Annotated in this window: 22 protein-coding genes and 1 pseudogene; 5 read left to right on the top strand and 18 right to left on the bottom strand. The window is 43.7% G+C overall.

What is annotated here, in order from left to right:
* Positions 1-15: 15 nt before the first annotated feature.
* Positions 16-336 (bottom strand): hypothetical protein, encoded by a 321-nt coding sequence (locus ASL11_RS26815; protein ID WP_056621604.1) that lies wholly within the window; start codon positions 334-336, stop codon positions 16-18.
* Between the two features lie 453 nt (positions 337-789).
* Between ASL11_RS26815 and ASL11_RS26810 the strand changes: the two genes are divergently transcribed.
* On the top strand, positions 790-1,263 hold the full coding sequence (locus tag ASL11_RS26810) for a DUF2975 domain-containing protein (RefSeq protein WP_056621603.1): 474 nt from the start codon (positions 790-792) through the stop codon (positions 1,261-1,263).
* Positions 1,264-1,354: 91 nt separating this feature from the next.
* Here the strand turns inward: ASL11_RS26810 and ASL11_RS26805 are convergent, their stop codons facing one another.
* From ASL11_RS26805 to ASL11_RS26770, 9 genes and pseudogenes are all read right to left on the bottom strand, one after another.
* Positions 1,355-2,593 carry an ankyrin repeat domain-containing protein gene (locus ASL11_RS26805; RefSeq protein ID WP_056621602.1) on the bottom strand — a complete coding sequence of 413 codons (1,239 nt, stop codon included), beginning with the start codon at positions 2,591-2,593 and terminating at the stop codon, positions 1,355-1,357.
* Positions 2,594-2,811: 218 nt separating this feature from the next.
* Positions 2,812-2,943 (bottom strand): annotated as a pseudogene (locus ASL11_RS38215) (S-layer homology domain-containing protein); the annotation flags it as partial.
* 159 nt (positions 2,944-3,102) lie between these two features.
* Entirely contained in the window at positions 3,103-4,377 is a 1,275-nt protein-coding gene (locus ASL11_RS26800; protein ID WP_056621601.1) for a neutral/alkaline non-lysosomal ceramidase N-terminal domain-containing protein, read from the bottom strand.
* A 1-nt stretch (position 4,378) separates the two neighbouring features.
* Positions 4,379-5,596, bottom strand: coding sequence for a DegT/DnrJ/EryC1/StrS family aminotransferase (locus ASL11_RS26795; protein ID WP_056621600.1), 1,218 nt, complete (start codon positions 5,594-5,596; stop codon positions 4,379-4,381).
* A 9-nt stretch (positions 5,597-5,605) separates the two neighbouring features.
* On the bottom strand, positions 5,606-7,345 hold the full coding sequence (locus ASL11_RS26790) for a hypothetical protein (RefSeq protein ID WP_056621599.1): 1,740 nt from the start codon (positions 7,343-7,345) through the stop codon (positions 5,606-5,608).
* A gap of 41 nt (positions 7,346-7,386) precedes the next feature.
* On the bottom strand, positions 7,387-8,622 hold the full coding sequence (locus ASL11_RS26785; protein ID WP_327205117.1) for a DegT/DnrJ/EryC1/StrS family aminotransferase: 1,236 nt from the start codon (positions 8,620-8,622) through the stop codon (positions 7,387-7,389).
* A 165-nt stretch (positions 8,623-8,787) separates the two neighbouring features.
* Positions 8,788-10,410: an extracellular solute-binding protein gene (locus ASL11_RS26780; RefSeq protein ID WP_056621598.1), complete on the bottom strand. Its 1,623-nt coding sequence runs from the start codon at positions 10,408-10,410 to the stop codon at positions 8,788-8,790.
* A 122-nt stretch (positions 10,411-10,532) separates the two neighbouring features.
* Positions 10,533-11,420: a carbohydrate ABC transporter permease gene (locus ASL11_RS26775; protein WP_056621597.1), complete on the bottom strand. Its 888-nt coding sequence runs from the start codon at positions 11,418-11,420 to the stop codon at positions 10,533-10,535.
* Positions 11,421-11,435: 15 nt separating this feature from the next.
* Entirely contained in the window at positions 11,436-12,365 is a 930-nt protein-coding gene (locus tag ASL11_RS26770) for an ABC transporter permease (protein WP_056621596.1), read from the bottom strand.
* A gap of 187 nt (positions 12,366-12,552) precedes the next feature.
* Here ASL11_RS26770 and ASL11_RS26765 point away from each other — a divergent pair, with 187 nt between their 5' ends.
* Positions 12,553-13,938, top strand: a complete 1,386-nt coding sequence (locus tag ASL11_RS26765) for an extracellular solute-binding protein (RefSeq protein ID WP_056621595.1) — start codon at positions 12,553-12,555, stop codon at positions 13,936-13,938.
* An 81-nt stretch (positions 13,939-14,019) separates the two neighbouring features.
* On the opposite strand, the gene ASL11_RS26760 is transcribed toward ASL11_RS26765, so the two are convergent.
* Complete coding sequence (locus ASL11_RS26760; protein ID WP_056621594.1) at positions 14,020-14,460, bottom strand: golvesin C-terminal-like domain-containing protein; 441 nt, start codon at positions 14,458-14,460, stop codon at positions 14,020-14,022.
* On the opposite strand from ASL11_RS26760, the gene ASL11_RS38050 reads away from it, so the two are divergent.
* The 3 genes from ASL11_RS38050 to ASL11_RS26755 all read left to right on the top strand — a co-directional run bounded on the left by ASL11_RS38050 (position 14,428) and on the right by ASL11_RS26755 (position 16,001).
* Positions 14,428-14,703 carry an AraC family transcriptional regulator gene (locus ASL11_RS38050; RefSeq protein WP_082595883.1) on the top strand — a complete coding sequence of 92 codons (276 nt, stop codon included), beginning with the start codon at positions 14,428-14,430 and terminating at the stop codon, positions 14,701-14,703. The two genes, ASL11_RS26760 and ASL11_RS38050, sit on opposite strands and share 33 nt — an antisense overlap.
* 115 nt (positions 14,704-14,818) lie before the next feature.
* Entirely contained in the window at positions 14,819-14,962 is a 144-nt protein-coding gene (locus ASL11_RS36770; protein ID WP_157257064.1) for a hypothetical protein, read from the top strand.
* 37 nt (positions 14,963-14,999) lie between these two features.
* Complete coding sequence (locus ASL11_RS26755) at positions 15,000-16,001, top strand: metallophosphoesterase family protein (protein ID WP_056621593.1); 1,002 nt, start codon at positions 15,000-15,002, stop codon at positions 15,999-16,001.
* A 716-nt stretch (positions 16,002-16,717) separates the two neighbouring features.
* Here the strand turns inward: ASL11_RS26755 and ASL11_RS26750 are convergent.
* The 7 genes from ASL11_RS26750 to ASL11_RS26720 all read right to left on the bottom strand — a co-directional run bounded on the left by ASL11_RS26750 (position 16,718) and on the right by ASL11_RS26720 (position 23,917).
* Positions 16,718-18,061: a sugar phosphate nucleotidyltransferase gene (locus ASL11_RS26750; protein WP_056621592.1), complete on the bottom strand. Its 1,344-nt coding sequence runs from the start codon at positions 18,059-18,061 to the stop codon at positions 16,718-16,720.
* 39 nt (positions 18,062-18,100) lie between these two features.
* Positions 18,101-19,216: a glycosyltransferase family 4 protein gene (locus ASL11_RS26745; protein WP_056621591.1), complete on the bottom strand. Its 1,116-nt coding sequence runs from the start codon at positions 19,214-19,216 to the stop codon at positions 18,101-18,103.
* Positions 19,213-20,037, bottom strand: coding sequence for a DUF6492 family protein (locus ASL11_RS26740; RefSeq protein ID WP_056621590.1), 825 nt, complete (start codon positions 20,035-20,037; stop codon positions 19,213-19,215). The genes ASL11_RS26745 and ASL11_RS26740 overlap by 4 nt, the downstream gene beginning before the upstream one ends.
* A gap of 138 nt (positions 20,038-20,175) precedes the next feature.
* A complete protein-coding gene (locus ASL11_RS26735) occupies positions 20,176-21,276 on the bottom strand; it encodes a toxic anion resistance protein (protein WP_056621589.1) in 1,101 nt (366 codons plus the stop codon).
* 6 nt (positions 21,277-21,282) lie between these two features.
* A complete protein-coding gene (locus tag ASL11_RS26730; RefSeq protein WP_056621588.1) occupies positions 21,283-21,942 on the bottom strand; it encodes a hypothetical protein in 660 nt (219 codons plus the stop codon).
* 143 nt (positions 21,943-22,085) lie between these two features.
* Entirely contained in the window at positions 22,086-22,871 is a 786-nt protein-coding gene (locus ASL11_RS26725; protein WP_056621886.1) for a carbohydrate ABC transporter permease, read from the bottom strand.
* 164 nt (positions 22,872-23,035) lie between these two features.
* Positions 23,036-23,917 (bottom strand): carbohydrate ABC transporter permease, encoded by an 882-nt coding sequence (locus ASL11_RS26720; protein WP_056621587.1) that lies wholly within the window; start codon positions 23,915-23,917, stop codon positions 23,036-23,038.
* Between the last annotated feature and the right edge of the window lie 62 nt (positions 23,918-23,979).

The raw sequence follows: 23,979 nt of genomic DNA, 5'->3' as shown, positions 1-23,979 counted from the left end.
TTGAGATGTAATTATCTATTCGTTCGTCTGGATAGCCTCCACCATCTTGCTAAAGACCGCTTCCCAGTCAAGGTTTTCATTTTCAAATGTATAGGTTGGAAATGGTAGCATTTCCAGCAGCCCCAATTCGATCTTCTTCCTGTTTTCCATAAACCTAATATTTTGTTCTGTGGCAAAGTTAGGTCTTGAGCGGATGGAAGAAATCCAAACCTGCTGCTCCCTCACATTCGGATAAGTTAAATAAATCACCATGGGATTCAAAGCAATTATCTGATCAGCGATTTCCTGAATATGCTCCTCAATAAGGTAATCAACTGCTTGATAATGACCTAACATTGTTTGGATACCTCATCAGAAGTTCCTTATACTCCTCTTCGCGAAAGAAAGCGTGCCAATTCAAACTCGTTGGATGTCCTATTGCTCCCTCATCATAGAATCGAGAGGGAATGCCTTGTTCTACGAGGTACCCATTTAATCTTTCTGCTAAAGTCGATTTGCCTGTACCGCACAAACCTTCAACCAAGATCAATTTGCAATTTTTGCGCATGTGATTTACTCCAATCAAGTCATTCAATCGAAAAAACCATTCAAACTCCTCCGACTTCCAATCAACTTCTATTACAAACTATAGCCTATTGCATAGTAATTAGAAATGCTTTTTATTTTTATTAAAAACAAAATAATTTTCCAATAACAACAATAATATAATATTAAACAATACAAATTTATTGTAAAACGATAAGTCATGTGTTAAAATCATGTTGTCATTAAATAAGTGAGGTGTAGGATATGAATGTTAAACGAGGTTCAACTACTTTCTTAAAGGTAATTATTTTTCTGGCTGGAATTGCAGTGCTTGCTTTGTGCATCTGGTTACCTCAAATAGCCGTTAAAGATGCAAGGGTACATCCAGATACAGCTTACTTCGTGATCCCCTTTTTAGTATGTACATACGGATTCTGTATTGCGTTTTCTGTTGCGTTGTATCAAGCATATAAACTATTAACCTACATTGAGAAGAACAATGCTTTCTCTGAACTATCCTTTAAATCTTTGAAGATTATAAAGAAATGTGCTTTTACGGTTATTATTCTCATTTTGATAGCAATAGTAAGCTTAAGGGTGCTTGCAAAAGTTACAGTAAGTGATGATGCAGCGGGTCCTACATCATTATGTCTAATGGGTATTCTAGCAACAAGTATCTTCGCAGCCATTGTGGACGCACTTCAAAAGCCATTAAAAAATGCCCCAGATATTAAGTGAAAAAATGAATGATTAACGGATTGTAAGACTTTAATATAGCCAAAGAAAAAAGCAGCCGCTGGCTGCTTTTTATATACCAATGAAAAAATCCTTATTCTAAAAGCTTTACGATTTCATCCCTTATTTTTTCGTCTACAATATTCTTAGCTTTATCAAGTGGTGTAACGCCGTTCTTGTCTTTCGTCTGTGGGTTCGCTCCTTTCTTCAACAACAATCGGATTACCGCACTGTTCCCTTCCATGGAATGTTGATTGAATTCTACCGCGTAAGAGAGCACTGTATTGCCCTTATCGTCGGTTGCATTGACATCTGCATGGGCGTTAATCAACATTTCGACCATCGTATACACACCTTGAATAGAGTCATGGCCATAGGAATTAACTGCCCTCATGAGAGGAGTCAGCCCTGACCAATTACTTTTTGCTATCTGATTGGGATCTGCACCGTGCTCGAGCAGCAACTGAACAATTTGCCGAGATTGTGGCATACTCATACTTACAGCGGCTAACAGCGGCGTTTCGCCATCTGAGTTAGTAGCGTTCACATCAGCCTTATACGCTATAAGATTTTTCGCAATTTGGACGCTCTCATCGTTCAATCCCGAACTGGCAAAGGGATGAAGCGTCGAAAGCAGAGCCCCTCCGCCCAAATTTGGATCAGCTCCCAACGCTAGCATCTTGTTCACCAAACCAAGTTGTTTTTTACTCGATACCTGCATTAGCGGGGTCATTCCATTTGCAAGTACGTTCACCTTAGGTCCAGCATCCAGAAGACTTCCCACTAGATCAATGGATCGTTCTGCAGCATAATGCAACGGGGTGTAACCATTGGACGCATCGACGATATTAAGATCAACTTGCTTTTGAATCAATAGTTCAACCAAATTAATAACCTGCGGCTTGCCTTGATACATATGAGCCATTTTAAAAATCTGTATAAAAACGGAGTTGAGTTCAGTTGGAGCTATCGCATCGATTTGACTTTTAGTTTCGTTCATTTCCCCATTCTCTGTCGATTTCAATAATTGGAGGGCAGTCATCTCTATACGCGATTGCAACTGCTCAGTTGGTGTGCCGTACTTTATGGATATTTGCTTGTCAGCCTCATTGAACTCAACTTGAGCTCTCATACTTTCAGCTACGAAACGGATAGGCACATAGGCATGTCCATTATAGTTCAAAACGGTGTACTCACTATCCACTTGTTTAATAACCCCATTAAAAAGAAACGCCACCTGGTACTTCATTGCTTGAATAGCATCTGAAGCATATACAGCAGTAGAAAAAGTAATACCGGCACCCAAAACCATTCCAAGCACTATTTTTTTCAATGTTTATTTCTCCCTTTTACATAAAATATCATCCGTCTTGGATACTAAGCGGTTTCCACTCACCACAAGCACCCCCTTACACGATTCCACTCCTATTAAGTTCTTCAAATTATTCCCAGATCCTTCCTTTACTTTATTAGCAAAAAGAGACCCACAGCAACGAGCTGTGGGTCTAAGCTTATATGTTATTTTCAATCATCATTCTTCGTTGAATGACTTTACTCTACAATTAACGATTGGATTTCTGGAATGGATTTTAAAGCCCTCATTATGACACTAATTGATTCTGCACGCGTTGCTTGATGATCTGGAGAAAATGTATTGGAATCTGATCCTTGAATAATACCAGCACGAGTTAATGATAATCATCTCGGCACGACTTATATTTCGCCCTCTCAAAATCATTTATTATTGTAAGTTTAGTCGCTGCGGAAATATCACGGAAGCTCCATGACTGATTATCTATATCTTTAAATACGACAGAGGTTTTGATATTTGACACTCGTTTTTTAGATCAAAAGGTTTACTAATGCTTCTTTCACCGTAGACTCAACAGTGCTATCAAAGCTCGAAGGCATTGCAAAGTACAAGGTAGATTCGTGGGTCTCATAACCACCTTCTATTAACTGCTGCGCGGTTGGGATATAACCAAACATACCATTCGTGTATCCGATCGGCAGCACGTTTCCTTTCGATATCCGCTTAATAAACAACCCGTAATCGACAACTACTTCGGCATTCATGCCGAGGAGCGAGAGCTCTTCTCCAAGCTTTAGTTCAATTAGCTCTAAAGGAATACTAGGCGACAGACATTCCAATCGCGCTAGCATGAGGCAACTCCACTCACCAAGAACACCTGACGATTGAGCTGTTATCTCCAGTTGACTACGCTCTGGCAGCGACTTTAGCGGTAGCTCAACCCGTGTCGTACGCCATTGCAGTTCGCAAGGTGTTATCTGCTTCATGGGTTTATCTAACGTATCTATTACACACTTTGCAAAATCTGTACCGACATGCATAACCACATCATTATTCCCCCGAATAACCTGCTCTCCATCACCTGGATTTATGTCGCCGCAAGTACCCTGCAGGAAGGCAGCCACTGTACCTTCTCCTACGAATTGTTCCAGAACCTCCATAGCGACGCCAATATATTCAGATGAAACGAAATTATCACGCGTTATGACCGGGTGGCAAGCATAATGAACAAACAGTCCCTTTGTGGTCCCATCTACTTTTCGAAAACGAATGACAGTCACTTCATGATCTACTGGCCCAGTTTCCGGAGGCGATTTCACAACGCCGCGTCGATTTATCCCTAGCGGAGAATAGCCGCTGCTTTGCTCGATTTGAACTGGCTCCACTTGCAGGAACGCCGCTTCAATGCCACCGATAACAATATGTTCCAATAAAGCTATATAATTCTCATCCATGACACCTAAGTAAGAGGTGAACAAGCTGCTCGTTTGCGGTCCAGAATGCGTGTGAGTACCGTGTAAAAGAATGGCTTTTTCTGCAATACCAAAGCGCTCATGAATACGCCGCTTAAGCGTTGGTACGTGATCACTCCCCCACCAAATTAAATCTGCAGAGATGAGCATGGCATAGCACTTATCATTATCTCCATCCTTATCACCCGTCACAAACACAAATATGCGGGCAAACAAGCGATGCGACACACCTTCGAATGCACCGAGTTCACTGCGAACTGCAAATCCAGCAAGCGGTACTGAAAACTCAGGTGTAATATCTACCTTACTAACGCCAAGTCGAATAGTCGGCATTTTAATACGATTCCATTACCTTGCGAATAGCTGCAGCAATGTCATGCATGGCTTGCTCATCAGCGAGTAGGACATTTTGAGAAAGCCATAATACTTCCTTGTCACTTAGCCGTTCACTTACTGGGCAATTATATGACCTGTCTTCACCCGTCAATGCTCGTGTAGCGCTCACAATCGCTTCGTTCCGGTTAAGTGGTACATACCCATAACTAATCGGAATACCTTCGGCGTTAACTTTGTGAATGAAGTCGGTCTTGTCGATCCGCGCAGTGACCTTAGAATCAAGCTTGAACATATAAAGATGATTCGCATGCCGTGTGACGCGTGGATCGGACTTCATCACAGTGATGCCATCAATTTGGCCAAGCAACTCCGTGAGCAGCTTTGCATTGGATTCTCTGAGGAGCATCTGCTCTTCCAAACGGCTCATTTGGGCAAGTGCAATTGCCGCTTGCAGCTCCGTCATGCGATAATTTTGCCCGATGCGATCATGCTGATACCAAGCGCCTGATCGCGAGCGACCGACATTGCATAGCGACCAAGCGATTTCCGCCAACTCCGGATTATTGGTGAGAATAATGCCTCCTTCACCGCTATTCAGGTTTTTGCTGGATTGTAAACTGAACGTCCCGAAATCACCGATCGCCCCTACACGTCGACCTTCCCAGCTTGCCCCAACAGCCTGGGCCGCATCTTCAATTACGCGAAGTTTATGCACAGCAGCTACCTCGTTGATACGGCTCATGTTCGCTGGAGCTCCAGCTAAATGAACGGGAATAATAGCTTTTGTTCGCGATGTAATGGCGCCAGCTACCTGATCTGGATCGAGAAGCAGTGTATCTTCTTCAATATCAACGAACACTGGAATAGCTCCAAAAGCGAGCGCAGCTGCCGCCGTTGCAATAAATGTATATGGCGGTACGATGACCTCATCACCAGGTTTAACCCCGGCTGCTTGCAATGCGACTGTGATTGCAACGGTTCCATTTACGACGCTTATTGCATGAGTCGCATCGTGCAGATCCGCAAAGCGGCGCTCCATCTCTGGAAGCTTTGGGGTATATTCAGGCGAATGTACAGTGCCCGTACCGCCCCATTTGCCGGAACGAATAACATCAAGAATGAGTTGTTCTTCCAATTGCCCGAAAATTGGCCATGCCGGGAATCCCTCTTTCCGAACAGGAACCCCACCTTCTACAGCAAGTGTTAATTTCTCCACGTTCTCACCTCACCCAATTCTAACTTTTGATTCTACTTTCGTATGCAAGACAACTTTGCGGCATGGTATCCCAAACTGCTTCTCATGTCCCTTTTCAGGTTTAAAATCCTCTGTTGGCGCCATCGGCACCCATATGACAAGCCCTTCTATGGCTTCGTTTGCCTCCAAATGAATGCTTCCGTTGTCTTCGCATCCCAAGAAACGAACGGCTCTTCTTAAACGCGTCCAATCTTGAATTTCCTTGGACTTCCAGAATGTGAATCCCATCTCTCTTGCTTGAGCGACAAGCATCCGTATAGCATCCCGAACTTCTTCCCTCGTACAAATGTGTATCTGATGGAATAGAAAATGAGCAACACCATTCACTTCTCGCACTTGCTGCAGAAACGGCTCAATCACCTTGTTGTCTGCGAGATGACCCAAATCCAGATCCTGCGTCAAGAATCCGATCTCTAAGATGGGATACAGGCGATTCTGTTCGTCAAATAACGCAATTGGAAAATAAGGAAGACAGGTGCCGAATATGAAACCGACATTCCCCTTTTTACTCGGACCTCTGGTTTGGTCACTCGAAATTTCATTCTTCTCCAGCCATTGAAATAACTCACCCCACCCTTCCACACGGGTGTAATGGTTCTTGTTCGTCGTTACATGTTCTATGCCCGTTGCATGCTTCAACCAGTTAACCTGACGGTCAAACTCCGATTCTTCCCAGAAACCATTGTCTTTCTCTAATGCGTTGTAGTGGAAGGCGAGCTCGTGTCCTGCCTGCTTCACTTGTTCATAGATATGAGTGCTATACCCGGGCTCAATCATGCACCAAGTTGTTTGAATTTGGCACTCCGCTAGCAGTTCTAATGTCGCCACAGCATGTTCATCCTGATTCGAATCACTGTCATGGGACATGGTCACGATTTGATTGATCCCATCCGGCCAATACCCAGTGAATGGTAACGTCATTCCCTTATCAATTGCGCATTGCAACACATGTCTGACTAAAGCTTCTCTCCAATAATCAGCGTAGGGCCACGGAAAATAGGGAACGCCAGTATCTGTTTCTACCCGGTCGAATTGCCAATCCATGGCTATTCTGTCATCTGCTTTTAAAATATCCTCATTGACGTTCGCGCTGCCATCTGCAGCTGGAACGCCGTCATCCAGAACAGGTCCGGTGCCTTGCTGCATGTGAACAACAGTTAACGGAATATTGACTGTCCAGCGATGAATGCTTCCCTGTCCGACATCAAAGGATTGAAGTACAGGACCCAATTTCGGAGCATCTGGACGTCCTTGTTTAATCGTACCAACAGGTCGGCATGCAACGGGGACGTCATCTCCCATAGATTCACCAGCTTCTATCCAGGGGTTGGCGGACAAGAATCTCAGCGAATTCGGTTGCCCCGCGCGAGTTGGCTCTATCTCTGCATAGCCGACGCCTATGTCTCCTGTTTGGATGTATCCAAGTCGGAGAGCCAATGCGTTGATACCCGCGTACGAAATAAGGGTGCCTCCTTGCTCCACATATGACCACAAGATTGAAGACTTCGCTCCGCTTTCTTGGGAACAAGCCACGATGAGGATATCGTACTCTTGCAGGCTCATCGCATCTAACTTAGCAACAGATGTATATGAAATGCCAACATGCTGTAATATTTCTTCTACATATTTCTCAAATACGTTAAGTCCATATTTCCATTTGCGTGCAGCTGCTTCATGTTCAACGAGCACACCGACTTTGGCCATCTTCATTTTAATTCCTCCATCCGCTGTCGCCTACACGACTTCAAGCCTTACTCACTGTAATGAGCAGCCACCTTGCGTATGCCGGCAATCATATCATCAATATCCTGTTCGCTATAAAACTCGTTAATTGGCACCCGGATGGCATGCTTCAGAATATGTTCAGCTACTGGGCATAGGCCTTCGGCATACGCGATATCTGAGAGGTCAAATGGGAAATGACTGCCTGTATACGCTTCCCGTTTCTGAAACATAGGCTGCATATACACTGGTTGTGGAATGTATCCAGCTGAGCAGTCGATCCCTTCGGCTTGAAGCGCTTCTGCGAATTCATCCCTCGAACACAAGAGTACGTTAGGTTCTATCGTAAACATATAAAACCAATATGTGCACCGCCCGTCACTCGTCACTTCATGTGGAATGATTCCCGGAATGTCTTTGATACCGGATGTTAAACTATCACCGTATTGGCTGCGCTTATCACATATCCAAATTAATTTCGACAGTTGGGCAATGCCAACAGCACCCTGGAGTTCTGTCATCCGGTAATTCGGAGCAAGTAAACGCATCTCGCGTTGTACCAGATTGCCGAAGCGACCGTAATTTTTATCTGCAAACGCATGCGTCCTTTGATAATCTTCCTCTGATTGGGAGTTGATGGTAACTATGCCGCCATCTCCTGTCGAAATATGCTTATAATCATTGGTACTAAAGCAGCCATAATCCCCGATCGTACCAACCAAACGATCTTTGTAATAGGTCAAATAGCTTTGCGCGCAGTCTTCAATGACAATCAATCCCTGCTCACGAGCAAGCTCCATGATGGGATCCATATCTGCCGGATTGCCAGCCAAATGGACGACGATGATTGCTTTGGTCTTCGGTGTTATACGTGCTCGAATCGTTTCAGCCGTCATGTTGTACGTATGTGGATCCAGGTCCGCAAATACAGGAATCGCATTTTGATACAAAATGCCAATAATAGAGCCCGCATCCGTGATCGGACTTGTAATGACTTCCTCCCCAACACTTATGCCAGCTGATCCAATCGCAACATGAAGTGCCCCAGTGCCCGATGAAGTTGCAACACTGTAGGTTACACCATATAACGCATTAAATCGTTCCAGAAACTGCTTCACTTTGCGGCCGGAATGATAAAATAGTGTATTTTGCTCAAGTGCTTCAACAAGCTCTTTGACCTCTTCCTCTCCAAATCGCCTGCCGGTTCCGTAAGGTGTTGTTTTGATTTTGGATCCACCGAGAATGGCTAACTGTTCATTCATCATGCCAAACCCTCTCTCGTGTTGATATAGGGATTAACCAATATAATTCAATAGGAATAATCAGAAATACATTCACAGCACACCCCCGTGCTTTCATTATGAATACACGGGAGTCGTGCGAAATGTCTACAACTGTTCAATGGTTTATTGATTTACTGAGCTTCTCGTCTATGGATTCTCTGACTTAAAGACAACTGGTGTTTTAAACACTTGCGAAATTGTTTTCGCATAATTATCGAAAATCTCTTTGCCATGGTAGGTGGTCATCAGTTCTTTCCGATATTTCGGCCAGTTGCTTGCATCCTTCTCTTCAAAGAGGATCTTCACCATATACGCACGCATTTGTGTACGGAATGCTCCGATATCAAAGCCTGGAGGTGGAGCTACGTTTGTGCCGAGCACGGGATACTTATAAGATTTCAGTTTCTCAACAATGGCTCGGTCATGGTCGGTTTCACGAGGATCGATAATCGTCAGACCAATCGGGCTCGGATCTTGCACACCATAAGCAAAGATCGAGCTATACACATCGAAGAAATTGCCATTAGCTTGATTATCTTTGGTTATCGCATCCGGAATTAAAGTAATCGTGTTACCGCTTTTCGTATAGTTGGTGCCCTCTTTCCCAAAGTGCGAAAGCAAATAACCTTCGGGTCCAGCTAACCAATCCATGATTTCAATACTTTTTTTGATTTTTTCAGGAGGTGTCTTAGCGCCAAACAAGAATGGAACACCCGGCAATGCAGCATAGTTAACAGCATCCGGCATAATGTGGAACGGAACGAAGTCTGCGGTTTTGACGCCGCTGATATCAATGGTCTTCTTCTTCACGCTCGTAGCAACGTTATCAAAGGCCGCCGTGCGCAGCAAGCTTTGGAAAATCCCTGCTTTCCCAGCTTCTACTTTCTCAAGCTCTTGCCCTGGTTTCGCTAAAAACCAGTCAGGATCCACGATTTTCTGAGCCAAGACGGCACGAATATCATCGAGCACTTTCCCCGCCCGAATATCGGATTGCGGATCCACGTATTCACCGTGGGCTTGATCATACCAGAGATCGATTCCTAGTCCATTTTTATACCACTCTGGAAATTGTTTCGATACACCAATACCATTCCCGAATGTGGTAAAACCGTAGGTGTCATTTCTCCCATTGCCGTCTGGATCGCCAAACGTAAATGCTTTCATGACATTAATCATTTCGTCATAATTCGTCGGCACCTTCAGGCCAAGCTTATCCAGCCAGTCTTTGCGCACATAATACGATTGATAAAGCTGCTTTTCATAAGGGACAGGAGCACGCATGAAGACTTCTTGGACTTGGTAGCGTTGGATGATTTCTGGGGTTACCCACTTGTAGTAGTTGGGCATCGTTTGCGGGTTCACGTAGGGGGTCAGATCGGCGACCGCTTTGTCAATAATAAATTGATTAGTTTGCGCGCCATCGGCTTGGAACATATCAGGGGTTGCACCAGATGAAATTTTCAAATTGATTTTGGTCTTATGATCTTCACCTGGAACGCCATATTCCATGTTTAGTTTGACGTTGAACTTCTGCTCAATAGCTTGACGAATGTAGTCCTTATCTGGGGCAGGCAATGACACATCGTTGGTCGGTACAAAAGTTAACCAATTCAGCGTCAAAGGTGGAGCTTTCGTAGCTGCCGCTGTTTCAGGCGCAGATGAGGTTGCCGTAGATGCAGATGGTGTAGACGTAGCGTCGTCTTTCGAACAAGCACTCAATACAACCAAGCTGGCGATTACGCCGAATGCTACCTGTTTACGCAATTTCATGCAAACGACCTCCCATTTGTACTCGAATTCATTCTCAAGTCTACTCTGGTTGTTGGTGTGACTGAAACGAAGCAAAACACGGCATCACTCCCCTCAAGATTCTAAGTTCGACTGATCAACCATTACCCTTTGATGGAACCGACAAGCATTCCTTTGATGAAATATTTCTGAATAAACGGATAGATAGCCAATAGCGGCAATGTTGTCACAACAACCGTTGCCATTCGGATTGTGTCTGGCGGAAGTGTTTGTATAACAGATGGATTCGTATTCAACTCTTGGCTCACGCTAGATGTAACAATCATATTGCGCAGAATAACTTGAATCGGATACAGCGCTCGATCTGACAGATACAAGATGGCATTGAAGTAGGAATTCCATTGAATCACGCCATAGAATAAGCCAATCGTGACAATAATCGGCATGGATAGGGGGATAACGAGTTGGAATAACGTTCTAACGTCCCCACATCCATCTACTTTCGCTGACTCTTCTATTTCCGTAGGGAAATTGATAAAGTAGGTGCGCATTATAAACATGTAGAACGGCGAAACGAGTGTAGGGATAATGAGTGACCATATGGAATTGATCAATCCCAAGCCCTTAACGACTAGATAGGTTGGCACAATCCCACCGCTAAAGAGCATTGTGAACACGATCGCTAGTAGAAAAAACCGTCCTCCAGGTACATCCTTCTTCGAGAGTGGATAAGCTAGACAAATCGTGACTAACAGACTTAAGAATGTGCCGATGACTGTAATCACAACGGATATCTTAAGCGCATCTGGTACAAGCTTGCTGCCGAAAATAGCTCGGTACGCCTGCAGCGTTACTTGCTCGGGAAATAGGACGAAACCTCCGTTACGGATCAGTTCTTTATAGGGAGTAATCGACTCGATGAACACAAAATAGAGTGGGAACACCGCAGATAAACAACAGAGCGTAAGGAAGACATAAATGAAGACATCGATAATTCGATCCGATTTGGTCTTATGTACCGCATAGGACACAGGTTCCACCACCTTCTAGTAGATTCCAGAACCACCTAATTTTTTCGCGATTCGGTTAGCCGCAATGACGAGTACAAATCCAATGACTGATTTAAATACGCCCATGGCAGCCGGAATGCTGAAATCACTTTGTTCAATAATTCGGCGGAATATCCACGTATCTAGAATATCCCCGACAATCGTCACTCGCGCATTGAGGAATACATAAATTTGATCGAAGCCTGCATCGAGAATTGTCCCGAGCCGCAGGATTAACAATAAGATGAACACCTCGCGGACACCAGGCAGCGTAATATGCCAAATTTGCCTCCATCGCCCTGCTCCATCCACAACGGCAGCTTCATACAATTCTGGATTAATTGTCGCTAAAGCAGCTAAGAAGAAAATAGCTCCAAACCCTGTATTTCTCCATACATCGGTTAAAATGATGAGCGGCCGGAAGAGATCAGAATTCGCAAGGACATTCAATTCACCCCATCCCATATTTTGATAGAATGTTGTGACAAGCCCTGTGCCAGGAGAGAAGAATGAATAAACCAAACCGTATACGATGACCCATGATAAAAAGTAAGGTCCGTATGTGATCGTTTGAACGATCTTTTTAAACCAGGTGACACGGATTTCATTGAGCAGCAAGGCGAGAATTAGATCAGGAAGTAGATTAAAGACGAGTCGGTAAAGGCTGATGAGGAGTGTGTTTGACATAAGTCGGAGAAAATCAGGTGATTCAAAGATTGTTTCGAAATTGCGCCAACCCACCCAGGGACTATCCCAGATGCCTTTGGTGACACTGTAATCCTTGAATGCGACGAGTAAGCCAGCCATCGGAATGTAGCGAAAGATAAGGAAGTACAATAAGCCTGGGGCCATTAACAGATAGAACCATCGATATCGATAAACTTTTCGAATAACACGATTTGACTTTGCACTGATGATGGAAGCCATATGGTCACCCCCCGTTTACAATCCCATTATAATTTAAAATCACAAAAAAATACAAGTGCTATACATGTTTAAAACATGTCTTTAAATTGACCAAAAGCCTTGCTAGTCCTCACTATTTTCTTGTTGTATATTTTCCAAATATTGTTTAGAATACATACAACTGCGCAAATAGGTGGCGATTCTAGTTATGAGAAAAAAGGACCAATATTGCTATTCTTCTTTGACCGATATCCTGCGGGAGCAAATTCTTTCGGGCTTTATTAAGAAGGATGAGTTCCTCATGTCCGAAAATGAATTAAGCAAATATTACGAACTCAGCCGCAGCTCCGTTCGCAAATCGCTCGACCTCCTGTTGAAGGAAGGGCTCGTTGTGAAAAAAGCCGGGCTTGGCACCTTCGTCTCGCCTAATGTCACGGTGCGGAAATCGAAGCGGAAAGTATTGCGCATTTTGACAATTACGCCCTCTTACTTTGTCGATCACTGCTTGCCATTCATTTGTGAAACGTTCGAACAACAACACCTCGATGTGGATATTAAATTGCTCAGCTTCCCAATCACACAATTCTGGGAGTCCCTTCATAAGTGTATCGAAATGGGCATTCAACCAGACATTTGTATCATTACGGACACGATCTTCCAAGAGCTTAAATCGATGGATGACTTCGTTAGTTTAGACAGGATTATGGACAATGAGCTGAATCGGATGTACCCTAAGGTGATCGACGGATTCCGTAAGGATGCCAGCGTCAAAGCTATACCTGTCACATTTTCAGGTATTTGCCTCGCCTACAATCCGCGCATGTTCGACAAATTCAATGTCGAAGAGCCACGTCATGGATGGGATAAGGAAGCGTTTATCGAGACAGCTAGGCGATTAACATTTGATACGAACGATGACGGTATTATCGATAATTATGGTTTTTCACTCCCTTCGACGCTTAACCGTTGGAACGTAATCGCGATGCAGCATGGCTTTGACTTTCATAAGCCGAATAAGAAAGCGCTTCTAGACACGTTAACTTTTATGCACGATATGATCTATCGACAAAGAAGCGCGCTTGTTTCTCATATGCAACTGCATCGCGTTGCCTTCCAAAGCGAGCAAGTCGCCATGATGCTAACGACCACCATTGAGCTTGCCGGATTTGGCGACAAGCTGCCTTTCGAGCCCAAATTCGCGCCGATGCCATTCGGAGATTCACCGAATACATTGCTAATCGCGAATGCCTTGATGGTTCATTCCGCAAGTACGGAACGTGAACTGGCGATCCAATTCCTTCAGACAGCTTGCCATCCGGATGTGCAAGCCAAAATCGGCGAATCCCGCTTCCTCTCTGTTCTTCACGATATTAATATGATGAAGTGGGACCCGCTTGATCTGGCGTCTCTCCATATTTCAGATGGTCAGTTACATGACGCCTTCTATCAACATGAAACCATCTCTAACACGCAAATGATGCAAGAAGTTAATCAAGAGATGATGTTATATTGGGAAGGTATGGAGTCGGCCGAGCAATGTGCGAAACGACTACAGAAGATTCTTGCTCCACGTAAGAAAGTGGTAAGCAGATGATCTATCGCAATAGTTTTCATCACTACAGCAACAGAAAAGCCGTCCCTAAGGATTTAACCTTTGGGACGGCTTCTTGCCCTTCTATTGCAGTTCAAACATGACCGCGTCTGCGCGAAGGTTTTTACCCGTATTCCCACTGAAGGAATTCGTCACATAGCCGCTAGTCCCTGCTGTGAAAGTGAAATTACCGAGCGTGTACCAGCCACTAGTACCAGTTGTATAATCGACAGATATCGGACTGGAAAGTCCAGCAGCGGAATTAACCCTAATCTGCGCATTGTTGTCACTAGTCGAGTACACGATCCGATAAATCGAGACCTTATAGGTACCTGCCGTAAGAGTCGGCGTCCATTTCACACCTGCACCAGGGGTAAAGGAATATCGCGTTGATGAATTGTTATAGCCAAACAAACTGCTATCTCCAAATGTCCCAGAAAGCTCCGAGTAGCCAGTTGTTCCGTTATCAACGATGATAGCACTGCTCGCTGAATTATAGGTGTTATCTGCCCCGATGTTAGGCACATTTGTACTCGACGCGGAAGCTCCGAAATAGTCTCTGCCCCATTTGAAGCAATTAAGGAGCCTGCATTTATTGCAGGTGAGTCTTTACGCATACAAAAAGGGAAGATCCTCCTTCAGGAAACTACCCTCACACTCGAAAAAATAGCAGAAGCTTGCGGTTATGCAAGTGGGTACTATTTTAGTCGTGTCTTTAGCTTGCATATGAGCATGAGCCCTTCGCAATACCGTAAGCTTCATCGATAATTTCGGCAGATCACTACCGTTGTCCTGAAAAATGTGTGCCTTACTCATTTCATTCAAACAGGATACTACATATGCTAGTACAAGTTGGACAACCTGATTGCGGGAGGCGATGCGCGTGTTAAGCCCAGAAGATGCCAATATAATTATTGAGACCTTTTTGAGTCCAATGTGGTATTTCGTCACTTCCCAAGAGGATAAGGATGAGATTCACCGACTGGCCAATGCGTTAAGATTAGCTTCAGGCCAATCTCAGGATTAATATTCTTACGACATCGGGATTAAGGGGGAGGTTACTGGTGCTGAATGAGAATGATGCTCTCAAAATCATAGAATCATTTCTTCAACCGCGAATGACATTCGTTCAATCTCAAAATGAGAAAGACGAGATTCTCCGTCTAGCTAATGAACTACGTAAAGTTGCTGATATCTCCCCTTTGCTTCGTTTTTCGGTTGTCAGTGATATTCACATTCAATACTGGGATACGCAAGCTCAGCGTAAGTTAAGTGATGCCTTAGAGGATTTACACCAGTTAAATCCGAGGTTAGATGCGCTAGTAATTAACGGAGACCTAGGCGATGGACGTGCCAATGACTATGCAAAGATAACCTCCATCCTGCAGTCTCATCCGCTACCCATGCAAATTTACTACACGATTGGCAACCACGATTACTACAAAGCCTATTACAATGCTGCTGGAGATTGGTCTCCAACCACATTCCCCAACGGCGAATCGGACAGTGCTTCTTTGGAACGTTTTCTAGCTTTTACACAAATGCCTAGCCTCTATTACGATCGTTGGATTCAAGGCTATCATTTTATTTTCTTAGGTTCCGAGCGATATAGACAATCCGATCCTGCTAATCAGGAAGATGCCTGGTTGTCCTCCACGCAATTAAGCTGGCTGCAAAGTAAATTACAAGAGAACTATATCCAACATAAACCTCTGTTTGTATTTCTGCATCAGCCTCTGCAAGGAACCGTATCTGGCAGTTTACCACGGGGTATTGTACAGCATAATGAATTGAAACAGATGTTATCCCAATATCCGGAAGTCATTTTTTTCACAGGACATACCCATTGGGAGTTGCGATTAACCTCAACGCTGATCAGGGATGTATTCACAATGGTTAACAGCTCTTCCGTGAGTTACCCCTACGATAGTAATGACCAGCAAATTCAAGGAAATCGTTCCGAAGGGCTGATTGTTGATGTCTACGAGGATCGTATTCATATACGGGGGCGAGATTTTGCGAATGGAGCTTGGATCTCCGAAGCTGATTTTATCGTAAAGCGATAAGATCATTGAACGAAAATAGACCAGCCACGATTACGTGACTGGTCTATTTTGATACGCCAGAATTTGTATGCATTAGTTTTTGGGGTAAGCGAAGCTTGCCCCTTATTTATGGCTGAGATAGTCGAAATAATCGACTATCTCGAGGGAAACTGGCGCCTCCGGTACTGAGTTAGTCGAAATACTCGACTATCTCGGGGGAAACTGGCGCATTCGGTCCTGAGTTAGTCGAAATAATCGACTATCTCGGGGGAAACTGGCGCATTCGGTCCTGAGATAGTCGAAATAATCGACTATCTCGAGGGAAACTGGCGCCTCCGGTACTGAGATAGTCGAAATAATCGACTATCTCAAGGGATTCTGGCGCATTCGGTACTGAGTTAGTCGAAATAATCGACTATCTCGAGGGAAACTGGCGCATTCGGTCCTGAGTTAGTCGAAATAATCGACTATCTCGGGGGAAACTGGCGCATTCGGTACTGAGTTAGTCGAAATAATCGACTATCTCGGGGGAAACTGGCGCATTCGGTACTGAGATAGTCGAAATAATCGACTATCTCGAGGGAAACTGGCGCATTCGGTACTGAGTTAGTCGAAATAATCGACTATCTCGGGGGAAACTGGCGCATTCGGTACTGAGATAGTCGAAATAATCGACTATCTCGAGGGAAACTGGCGCATTGAGTCCTGAGTTAGAAATAATCTAAATCCCCCTTATCCTACCATGCTTGTGAAAACCGAACGATATCTTCTTGTGACAGTTCCTTCCCCAACAGAACTTCCATGAATTCAAGTTGGGTAACTGCCTTGATACCATGCTTAATGTCAGCAGGAATTAGCATAACATCACCTGCTATCAGTCTATACAGTTTGTCCTCCATAAGAAGTTCTGCGATGCCTGAAAGAATCGTTAGACTTTCTTGTCGATTTTCATGCAGGTGATAACTGGTCATCTTCCCAGAGGTAAGCTTCACAAGTTTAAGCATACCCTCAGCCCCATTTTCATCACTCTTCCAATATCTCAAAATTTGATATGACCCCCATCTTTTCTCCACATGCATCGGAATCTGAGTGACTTGTGCTAGCCTTTCCTTGATCAAATGGGCTTTCTCCTTGTTCGCAATCAAGATACCGTCCGAATTTGCCGCGACAACAAGATCCGATACACCAATGACTTCTATGGGATAAGGAAGTTCGTTGATAAGATGTGTATTTACGGAATCATCCGAGATCCTTCCTGGTCCATAAACGTTTTGCTCACAATGAGGGGTTAGCGCCTTCCAGGTGCCCACATCCTGCCATAAGCCTTCATACCTAATAACTACGGCGTTCTGACTATGTTCAACGACTTCATGATCATAACTTGTATTGGCAAGTTGTTCATAATTAGCTAGCCATGACTCAACTAAAGCTGGCTCCGCTTTGTCCTTCAAATAGGCTAGCATGTACGTTAAAGGAAATGCGAATACACCACAGTTCCATAAAGCATTCTGCTTAATTAACTCAGTAGCAGCTTTCTCATTGGGCTTTTCGATGAAATGACCAATAAAAGAAAATTCCTCGTTCTCTTTCGGAAGTACTGGAACAATATAGCCGAATTGATCGGAGGGCATTGTCGGGTTCGTTCCGAGAAGTGCAAGATCAGCCTTCGATCGTGAGAGGATCTCGGGAAAGCGATGAAGCAACTGGAAAAACGCGGAATCTGCATAAGTGTCCACTGGGAGAATACATATCGTTTCATCCGAATCAACTAGCATTCGCTCATGCAAATAAGTGACTGCTAAAGCGATGGCTGCATAAGTTCCTCGTTTATAGGGTTCACTTATGATAGGGATGTGTTCGCCAACATACGTACGAGTGATCTCTACTTGACTATGATGTGTGACGATACATGTGGATGGCAATAAACCAACCTCATCCAATTGTCTGCATATTCGCTCAATCATCGACTCTCTATCACCATTTGTGGATTTCAAAAGCTTAAGAAACACCTTGGAGCGAATCTCATTGGATAAAGGCCATAACCTTTTACCTGATCCTCCACACAAAAGTACTATACGCAAGCCAAATCCTCCTTTCCTGGGAGACATCACGCTTCACCCTTATTTCTTGGATTGAATGACTTTCTCTACCGCATGCTTCAACAGCATCCCTGCACGAGACCACGTCAAAGGAAGGACATCTAATCTCCCCTGACTTCCCTTACGCTTACATAGTGCAGGATTCTCGTACGCTCTCCTCATATTCATTCGTAAACTATGATGATCAGGTTCAGCCCACAGCTGTCCCTTCTCAGCAAACAGGTAGCTGAATGAGCGCGATATGGCATGTCGACTATTCATGCTAATGGACGGGTTCTTCAATTGATAGGGAATGAGAAACGAGTTATTGTTCGTAAGGAAATCCATTTGCCCGCCCCAGGCCGTGGTGATGACAGGGATGCCACTAGCCAATGCTTCCAGAAAGGGGAGTCCTACCCCCTCGCCTCGCGTCGGAAGGACGAAGGCATCTCCCAGTGTATATAGACCTTTCATCTGCCTTTCGCTTAATCGTCTTCCAATAATGACAACGGGGGCTGTGTCTTTGTGTAGACCCAATCTCTTTTTGTATTGCCAGATTTGATTCTGAATCCATTTTTCAGTCTCATAAGGTTCATAGCCATTCGTTTTGATCACAAGAATAACGTTATCATTGGAGGAAAACTCTTCCCAGTACGCGCGCAATAAGCCTTCTGGGTTCTTACGGTGCTGAAAGCCAAATACAGACACGAAAGTAAACTTACCGGCAGCACGCGGCAATACAAACTTCTTATTGTTCGGATGAAAGGCCTTCGTATCTACACCATGAGGAACAATGTAAATGGGAACGGTAACCCCGCTGTTCAGAAGTGCACGCTTATTATGTTGCGTGGGTACACATACGGCATCAAATTTATTCATATGGGAAAGCCATTCATTTGGCGTTTTACTTGTTTCCCAAACGGTATTGAGAATCATAGAATCATATAAACTTCGTGCACTCTCCCACTGCATATGGCTCGGAACATCGTGATAGATCAGCACTCTTTTGCCCATGGAAGGTCTTTTACTAACTCTAGAATTACCTAGCCTTACATGAACGCCTTTCCGTTTCAAAGAAGCAGCATAGGTTCTACTTGCATGACCGAGACCGCTCGCTTTGTGTACAGGTCCCTTCCAGACAACCACATAGGGCTTCATTGGGTCACCAACCTATGGGTTTTAACATATCCTTTGCGTTTATGCAGAGAAATGGATCTGTACCTTTTAGCTAAGGAAGACATCCTCGAAGGTGTAATTTGGGAATTGCTCAAATGTAAGCTCTTATTCATTGCAGGCTTTAAAATCATCTTGTGAGCCTCGGATGCATATAGAAAATTGCCATACGTTTCAAATTCCGAAAAGGCAAACTGTTTGGATTTATTCATACTTTTCATAATGGCGGAATACCAGGAACCCTTATGTTTGGACTCAATGGTTTGTTTCAACTGCTTGACTTTAGACCTCTCGAACAGCATGTAATGGGTAACGAAGGACAATCGAGCTGATCGATTTCTACCCATCAACTTTCTATACGTATTGAAATATTCGCCCTGACTCCAGTTCCGACAATAAAACACCGTCTTATCACCAACTTTGAAAACATGCGGTCGTATGAGCACAGTATCTGCATCAATGACCATATAATAGTTGGATGTGCAGAGGGTATCTCCGTTCAATTTAAGTAACTGTTGGTACAGCCATCCAGTCCGATCCCACGTTTTGGACTGATAATGGATGTCCTTTTTCGTGATAGGGAGAACGGTATCTTCATGTACGAATCGGCATCCTTTTCTCTCACATAGATCGAGTATTCGTTGTTTCCGCGGAGCCACAATGATGATTTCACCAATCGGATGCTTAACATATTTCCTTACAGCGTCAATAACTAGGGGGAGCGTTCCCAGATCCTTCTCAATTGCTGGGATTAGCACATCAATTTGAGGTGTCTTGCTAATCTCTTCTTTAATTTGCATAAACATTTACTCTCATCTCCATTATTCAAACGTATGGATTATCATATGTCAGGAGAACGAAATGGCATGGGTTAAGCGGCATGAGGCAAGCACAAAAAAGCCGCCAAAGATTAGATCCTTGGCAGCTCTGTCAACCTATCCAATTTATTCCAATAATCCGCTAAGCTCAGACGCTTTTATTTCTGCATTCGTTTTATTCCCAGGCGTTAAGCCAAGCCTTTGCGTCATTTGCTGGCTGATGTTACCAAGCCGTTGCGTGTGCTCCGTTGCTGATTGGATGATTGTCCGATTTGACTGTTCAAATAAATCCAACGCGGCGAATAAGTCCGTCATGCCTCGCTCAATCGAATCCATTTGCAAACCTGGTTTCCCAAGCAGCTCATTCGTTCGTTGCGTCGTTTCTTTCAACAATCGCGAATTATCTTCAAACATTTTATTCAATGTCGAGTTCGCAGAATTGACGGCTTCAATTGTCTGAACCTGATCCTCAATGGCCATTGAAATCATGGCAGAGACTGTCAACAGGTTCTGTGTTTTGTCAATCGTCGCATCTACGGCATCAATCAGCTTATCGTTGTTGTCGTTAATGATATCGGTTCCTGCAATCGCTTGTTGATACAGGATCACCATCTCTTGAAAAGACTGAATCCGCGTCACTACCTTACGAAGTCCTCTCTCCAGATGTGTTTTACGATGTTCATTCTCGGGCTTGGCTATTTCAACTTCGAAAAGCTGCTTTAAGTTTTCTCCCATCGCAATTCGCATTTGCAAATTATAGACAGACTCAATTGAATTTTTCTTCAGCGTCTTCATATACGCCATGTTCTCTTCTAGCGTTTCCTTCCCATTACGAAGGGATTGTACAATGGCATTTACATTTGTTTTCACGGACTGATACTTATAAATATAGTTCTTAAGTGGCGTCTTCTTCATCATTTTCTCAAAAAAGCCAAGCTGCTTGCTTTTACTCAACGAATCAATTTCGCCGCGCAACTTCAAAATGTTGTTTTGGACCTCTGAGCGTTTACCCGACATCAATTCATTCACCGGGCGTTCAAGCATCGCTAGAGATTGTCCCGCTTGTTCCATCGTTTTGGATCCCATTCGTCCAATCGAATCCATTAAGGTTTCTAATTCCATCGTATCGGTCGACGAAACTTTGTCGAGTAATTGTTTGGCTTCTTGCTCTACTTTCTGCAAATCGGTCGGTTTTAATTGCACCAATTGGGTTGTCAAGTTTTCCATGCCTCCTTAGTCTGTTGAACGATACCGCTGTTGAATTAATTCCATGCGTGTCTGCAATTCAATTAAGTCTTTTTGTTCAATTGTTTCTACATAGTCGGTGAGCTTAGAGTTAATATCCTTGATTCCTGTAAGAAGAAGACGACGATTCAATCGTTTTGCTTCCCCGCCTAACTTCAGAAAGGGATTAATCGCGCCATTTAAATCCTTAAAGATCAATCTTTGTATGTTATGATTCATATTTGCATCATTTAGCTCTTTTAATTGAGGAATTAACCGACCTACCCTAGAGAGCAAACTAAGTGTCTTTTCGACAATTTCATCATCTAAGGTATTCTTCTGCCCCTCCGAGATCATTGTCTCTTCAATCACATGAATATACTCGGCAATCGGTCCCCAGAAGGGATCATTCTCAGCTTGGATTTCTATATCGCTGGTCGGATTGGAAACCGGTGCTATCGTTTTATTCATAGCAGGTTCGCTTATAGGTACATTAGTCGTTGTTCCCTTAATGGCTTTGGAAGAACGTTGGAGGACTAGAATAGTTCCAAATGTTAATGTTGCTGGTACTAATAAATTAATGGCTTCCGGTAAGAAATTAGTCGTAATGAGACTGACGACATATCCTGCAAGTGAGATGCCTGCTGCGACTTTGAATTGCTTTTGCATGATTCTACACACCCCTGTTCCATCGTGTTACCCATTAAAATCATATCTCCCCTAGCGATTGATGTCAATTTATAGTAGGCAAAAAGCCAGTTAAACGCATCACGCGTCTACTGGCTTTATCGACCTTCATCAACTTTATGAAATTATCCTTTCACAGCTGTATTGGAAATCCCTTGTATAATGAACTTCTGACCCAGCATAAAAACGAGAATCATCGGTAGAATAGCTGCACTCGCCGCAGCCATCATTCCGTTGTAATCCACATTAAATTCCATAATGAAATTCTGCAAACCCAATGGAATCGTATATAGTTTGCGATCTGTCAGAAACACGAGTGCGTTCTCATAATCGTTCCAATGCCAAGAGAAATCGATGATCGCCAACGTTGCCATAGCAGGTTTAGCTAAAGGAAGCATCAGTTGAAGAAATATGCGATAATGACCGGCTCCATCCATGAAAGCCGATTCTGAGATTTCGGCTGGAATACGAATGAAGAATTGTCTCATTAAAAACACACCAAATATAGATATCATACCAGGCAGAATAAGTGCCCAAAGTGTATTATAAATACCCACCCATTCAAACATAATGAATTTCGGAACGAACAATACCTGAGGTGGAATCATCATCATTGATAAGTAGATTAGAAACAAAGTATCTCTACCTTTGAACGTAATTCTGGCGAAACTATAAGCAGCCAAGGACGAGAGCAACGTCGCGCCAATTGTACAAACTACCGCTACCTTAATGGAGTTCATATAGTAAGTTGCAAAGCCCATGCTGCCTGTCCAAACTCGGATATGATGCTCCATATTAAAATGGGACGGAATCCAGCGGATGGGGTATTCAAATACTTCAGCTGGCGATTTAAAAGACGTACTGATCATCCAAATGAATGGCATAATCATAGCCAGACCAAGGATAAACATGATAAGTGTCGTTCCTGCTTTGATTAGGGTTGGGAGCGGAAACCGCCTCTTGGTTCGAGCTTTTGCACTTGCCCTAATGTCTGATTGCACAGTAGCCATAGAGGTTACCTCCTACTCAATTATTCGCCGATGAATCGGCTATCTTCAATACGGATTCAAATATCTTAATAATGAACCCATTTCTTTTGCCCAAACCATTGGACGAATGTAATCGCCGCGATAATTAAGAACAATACCCAGGATATCGTAGATGCGTAGCCCATTTCATAATAGCCGAACGCATTTTTGTAGACGAAGAGAGATAAAATTGTCGTACTGTTCCCAGGACCACCCTGTGTAATGGCTTGGATCAACCCAAACGATTTGATGGTCATAATTAGACCAGTAATGAGAAGTAAGAACGTCGTCGGGCTGACAATAGGAAAAATGATGGATTTAATTTTGACCCATCCGCTTGCGCCATCCACTTTGGCAGCTTCAAGCAACTCAGGGGAAATTTCTTGTAACGCCGCCAAATAAATAATCATATTATAGCCGAGCATGAACCAAATCCAGATGATATCAATAGCCATCATGGACGTTTCGGTTGTTGAGAGCCAACCCGGTGGATTCGACATGCCTATTGCTCTTAACAGTTGATTGATCGGGCCTTCTGAGGGTTGAAACAATAGCATCCATACGAAAGCAACAGCCACACCACTTGTAATGTAAGGTAGGAAATACATGGCTCGAAGCAATCCTTTGGCATACACATGCTTATTCAATACGAGTGCTACAAGAAACGCAAACATGATGGAAATGGGTACTGACAGGAGATACCACCCCGTATTTCGAAGAGAAACATAGAAAAGATCGTCATGGATTAGTCGTTTGAAGTTATCAATGCCCACGAAATGATAATTGGGATTGGCGAATTGATAATTAGTGAAAATAAGGCCGAAAGAGAAAATTGCCGGTACAATAAAAAAGAGAAGAACACCCAGCATGTTTGGTGCAATAAATAAATAGCCGGTTAAACTTTGTCTGGCCATCCAGTTTTTCTTCACATCCGATAACCTCCCTTAGTATGCATACAGGGGAACCAGCCGAAGCCACTCCCCCTGCTTTT

Origin of the sequence: Paenibacillus sp. Soil750 (assembly GCF_001428045.1) — a bacterium.
Classification (GTDB): domain Bacteria; phylum Bacillota; class Bacilli; order Paenibacillales; family NBRC-103111; genus Paenibacillus_E; species Paenibacillus_E allorhizoplanae.
Note: the sequence above shows the minus strand (reverse complement) of the source record. Positions and strands in the feature narration are given on the sequence as shown.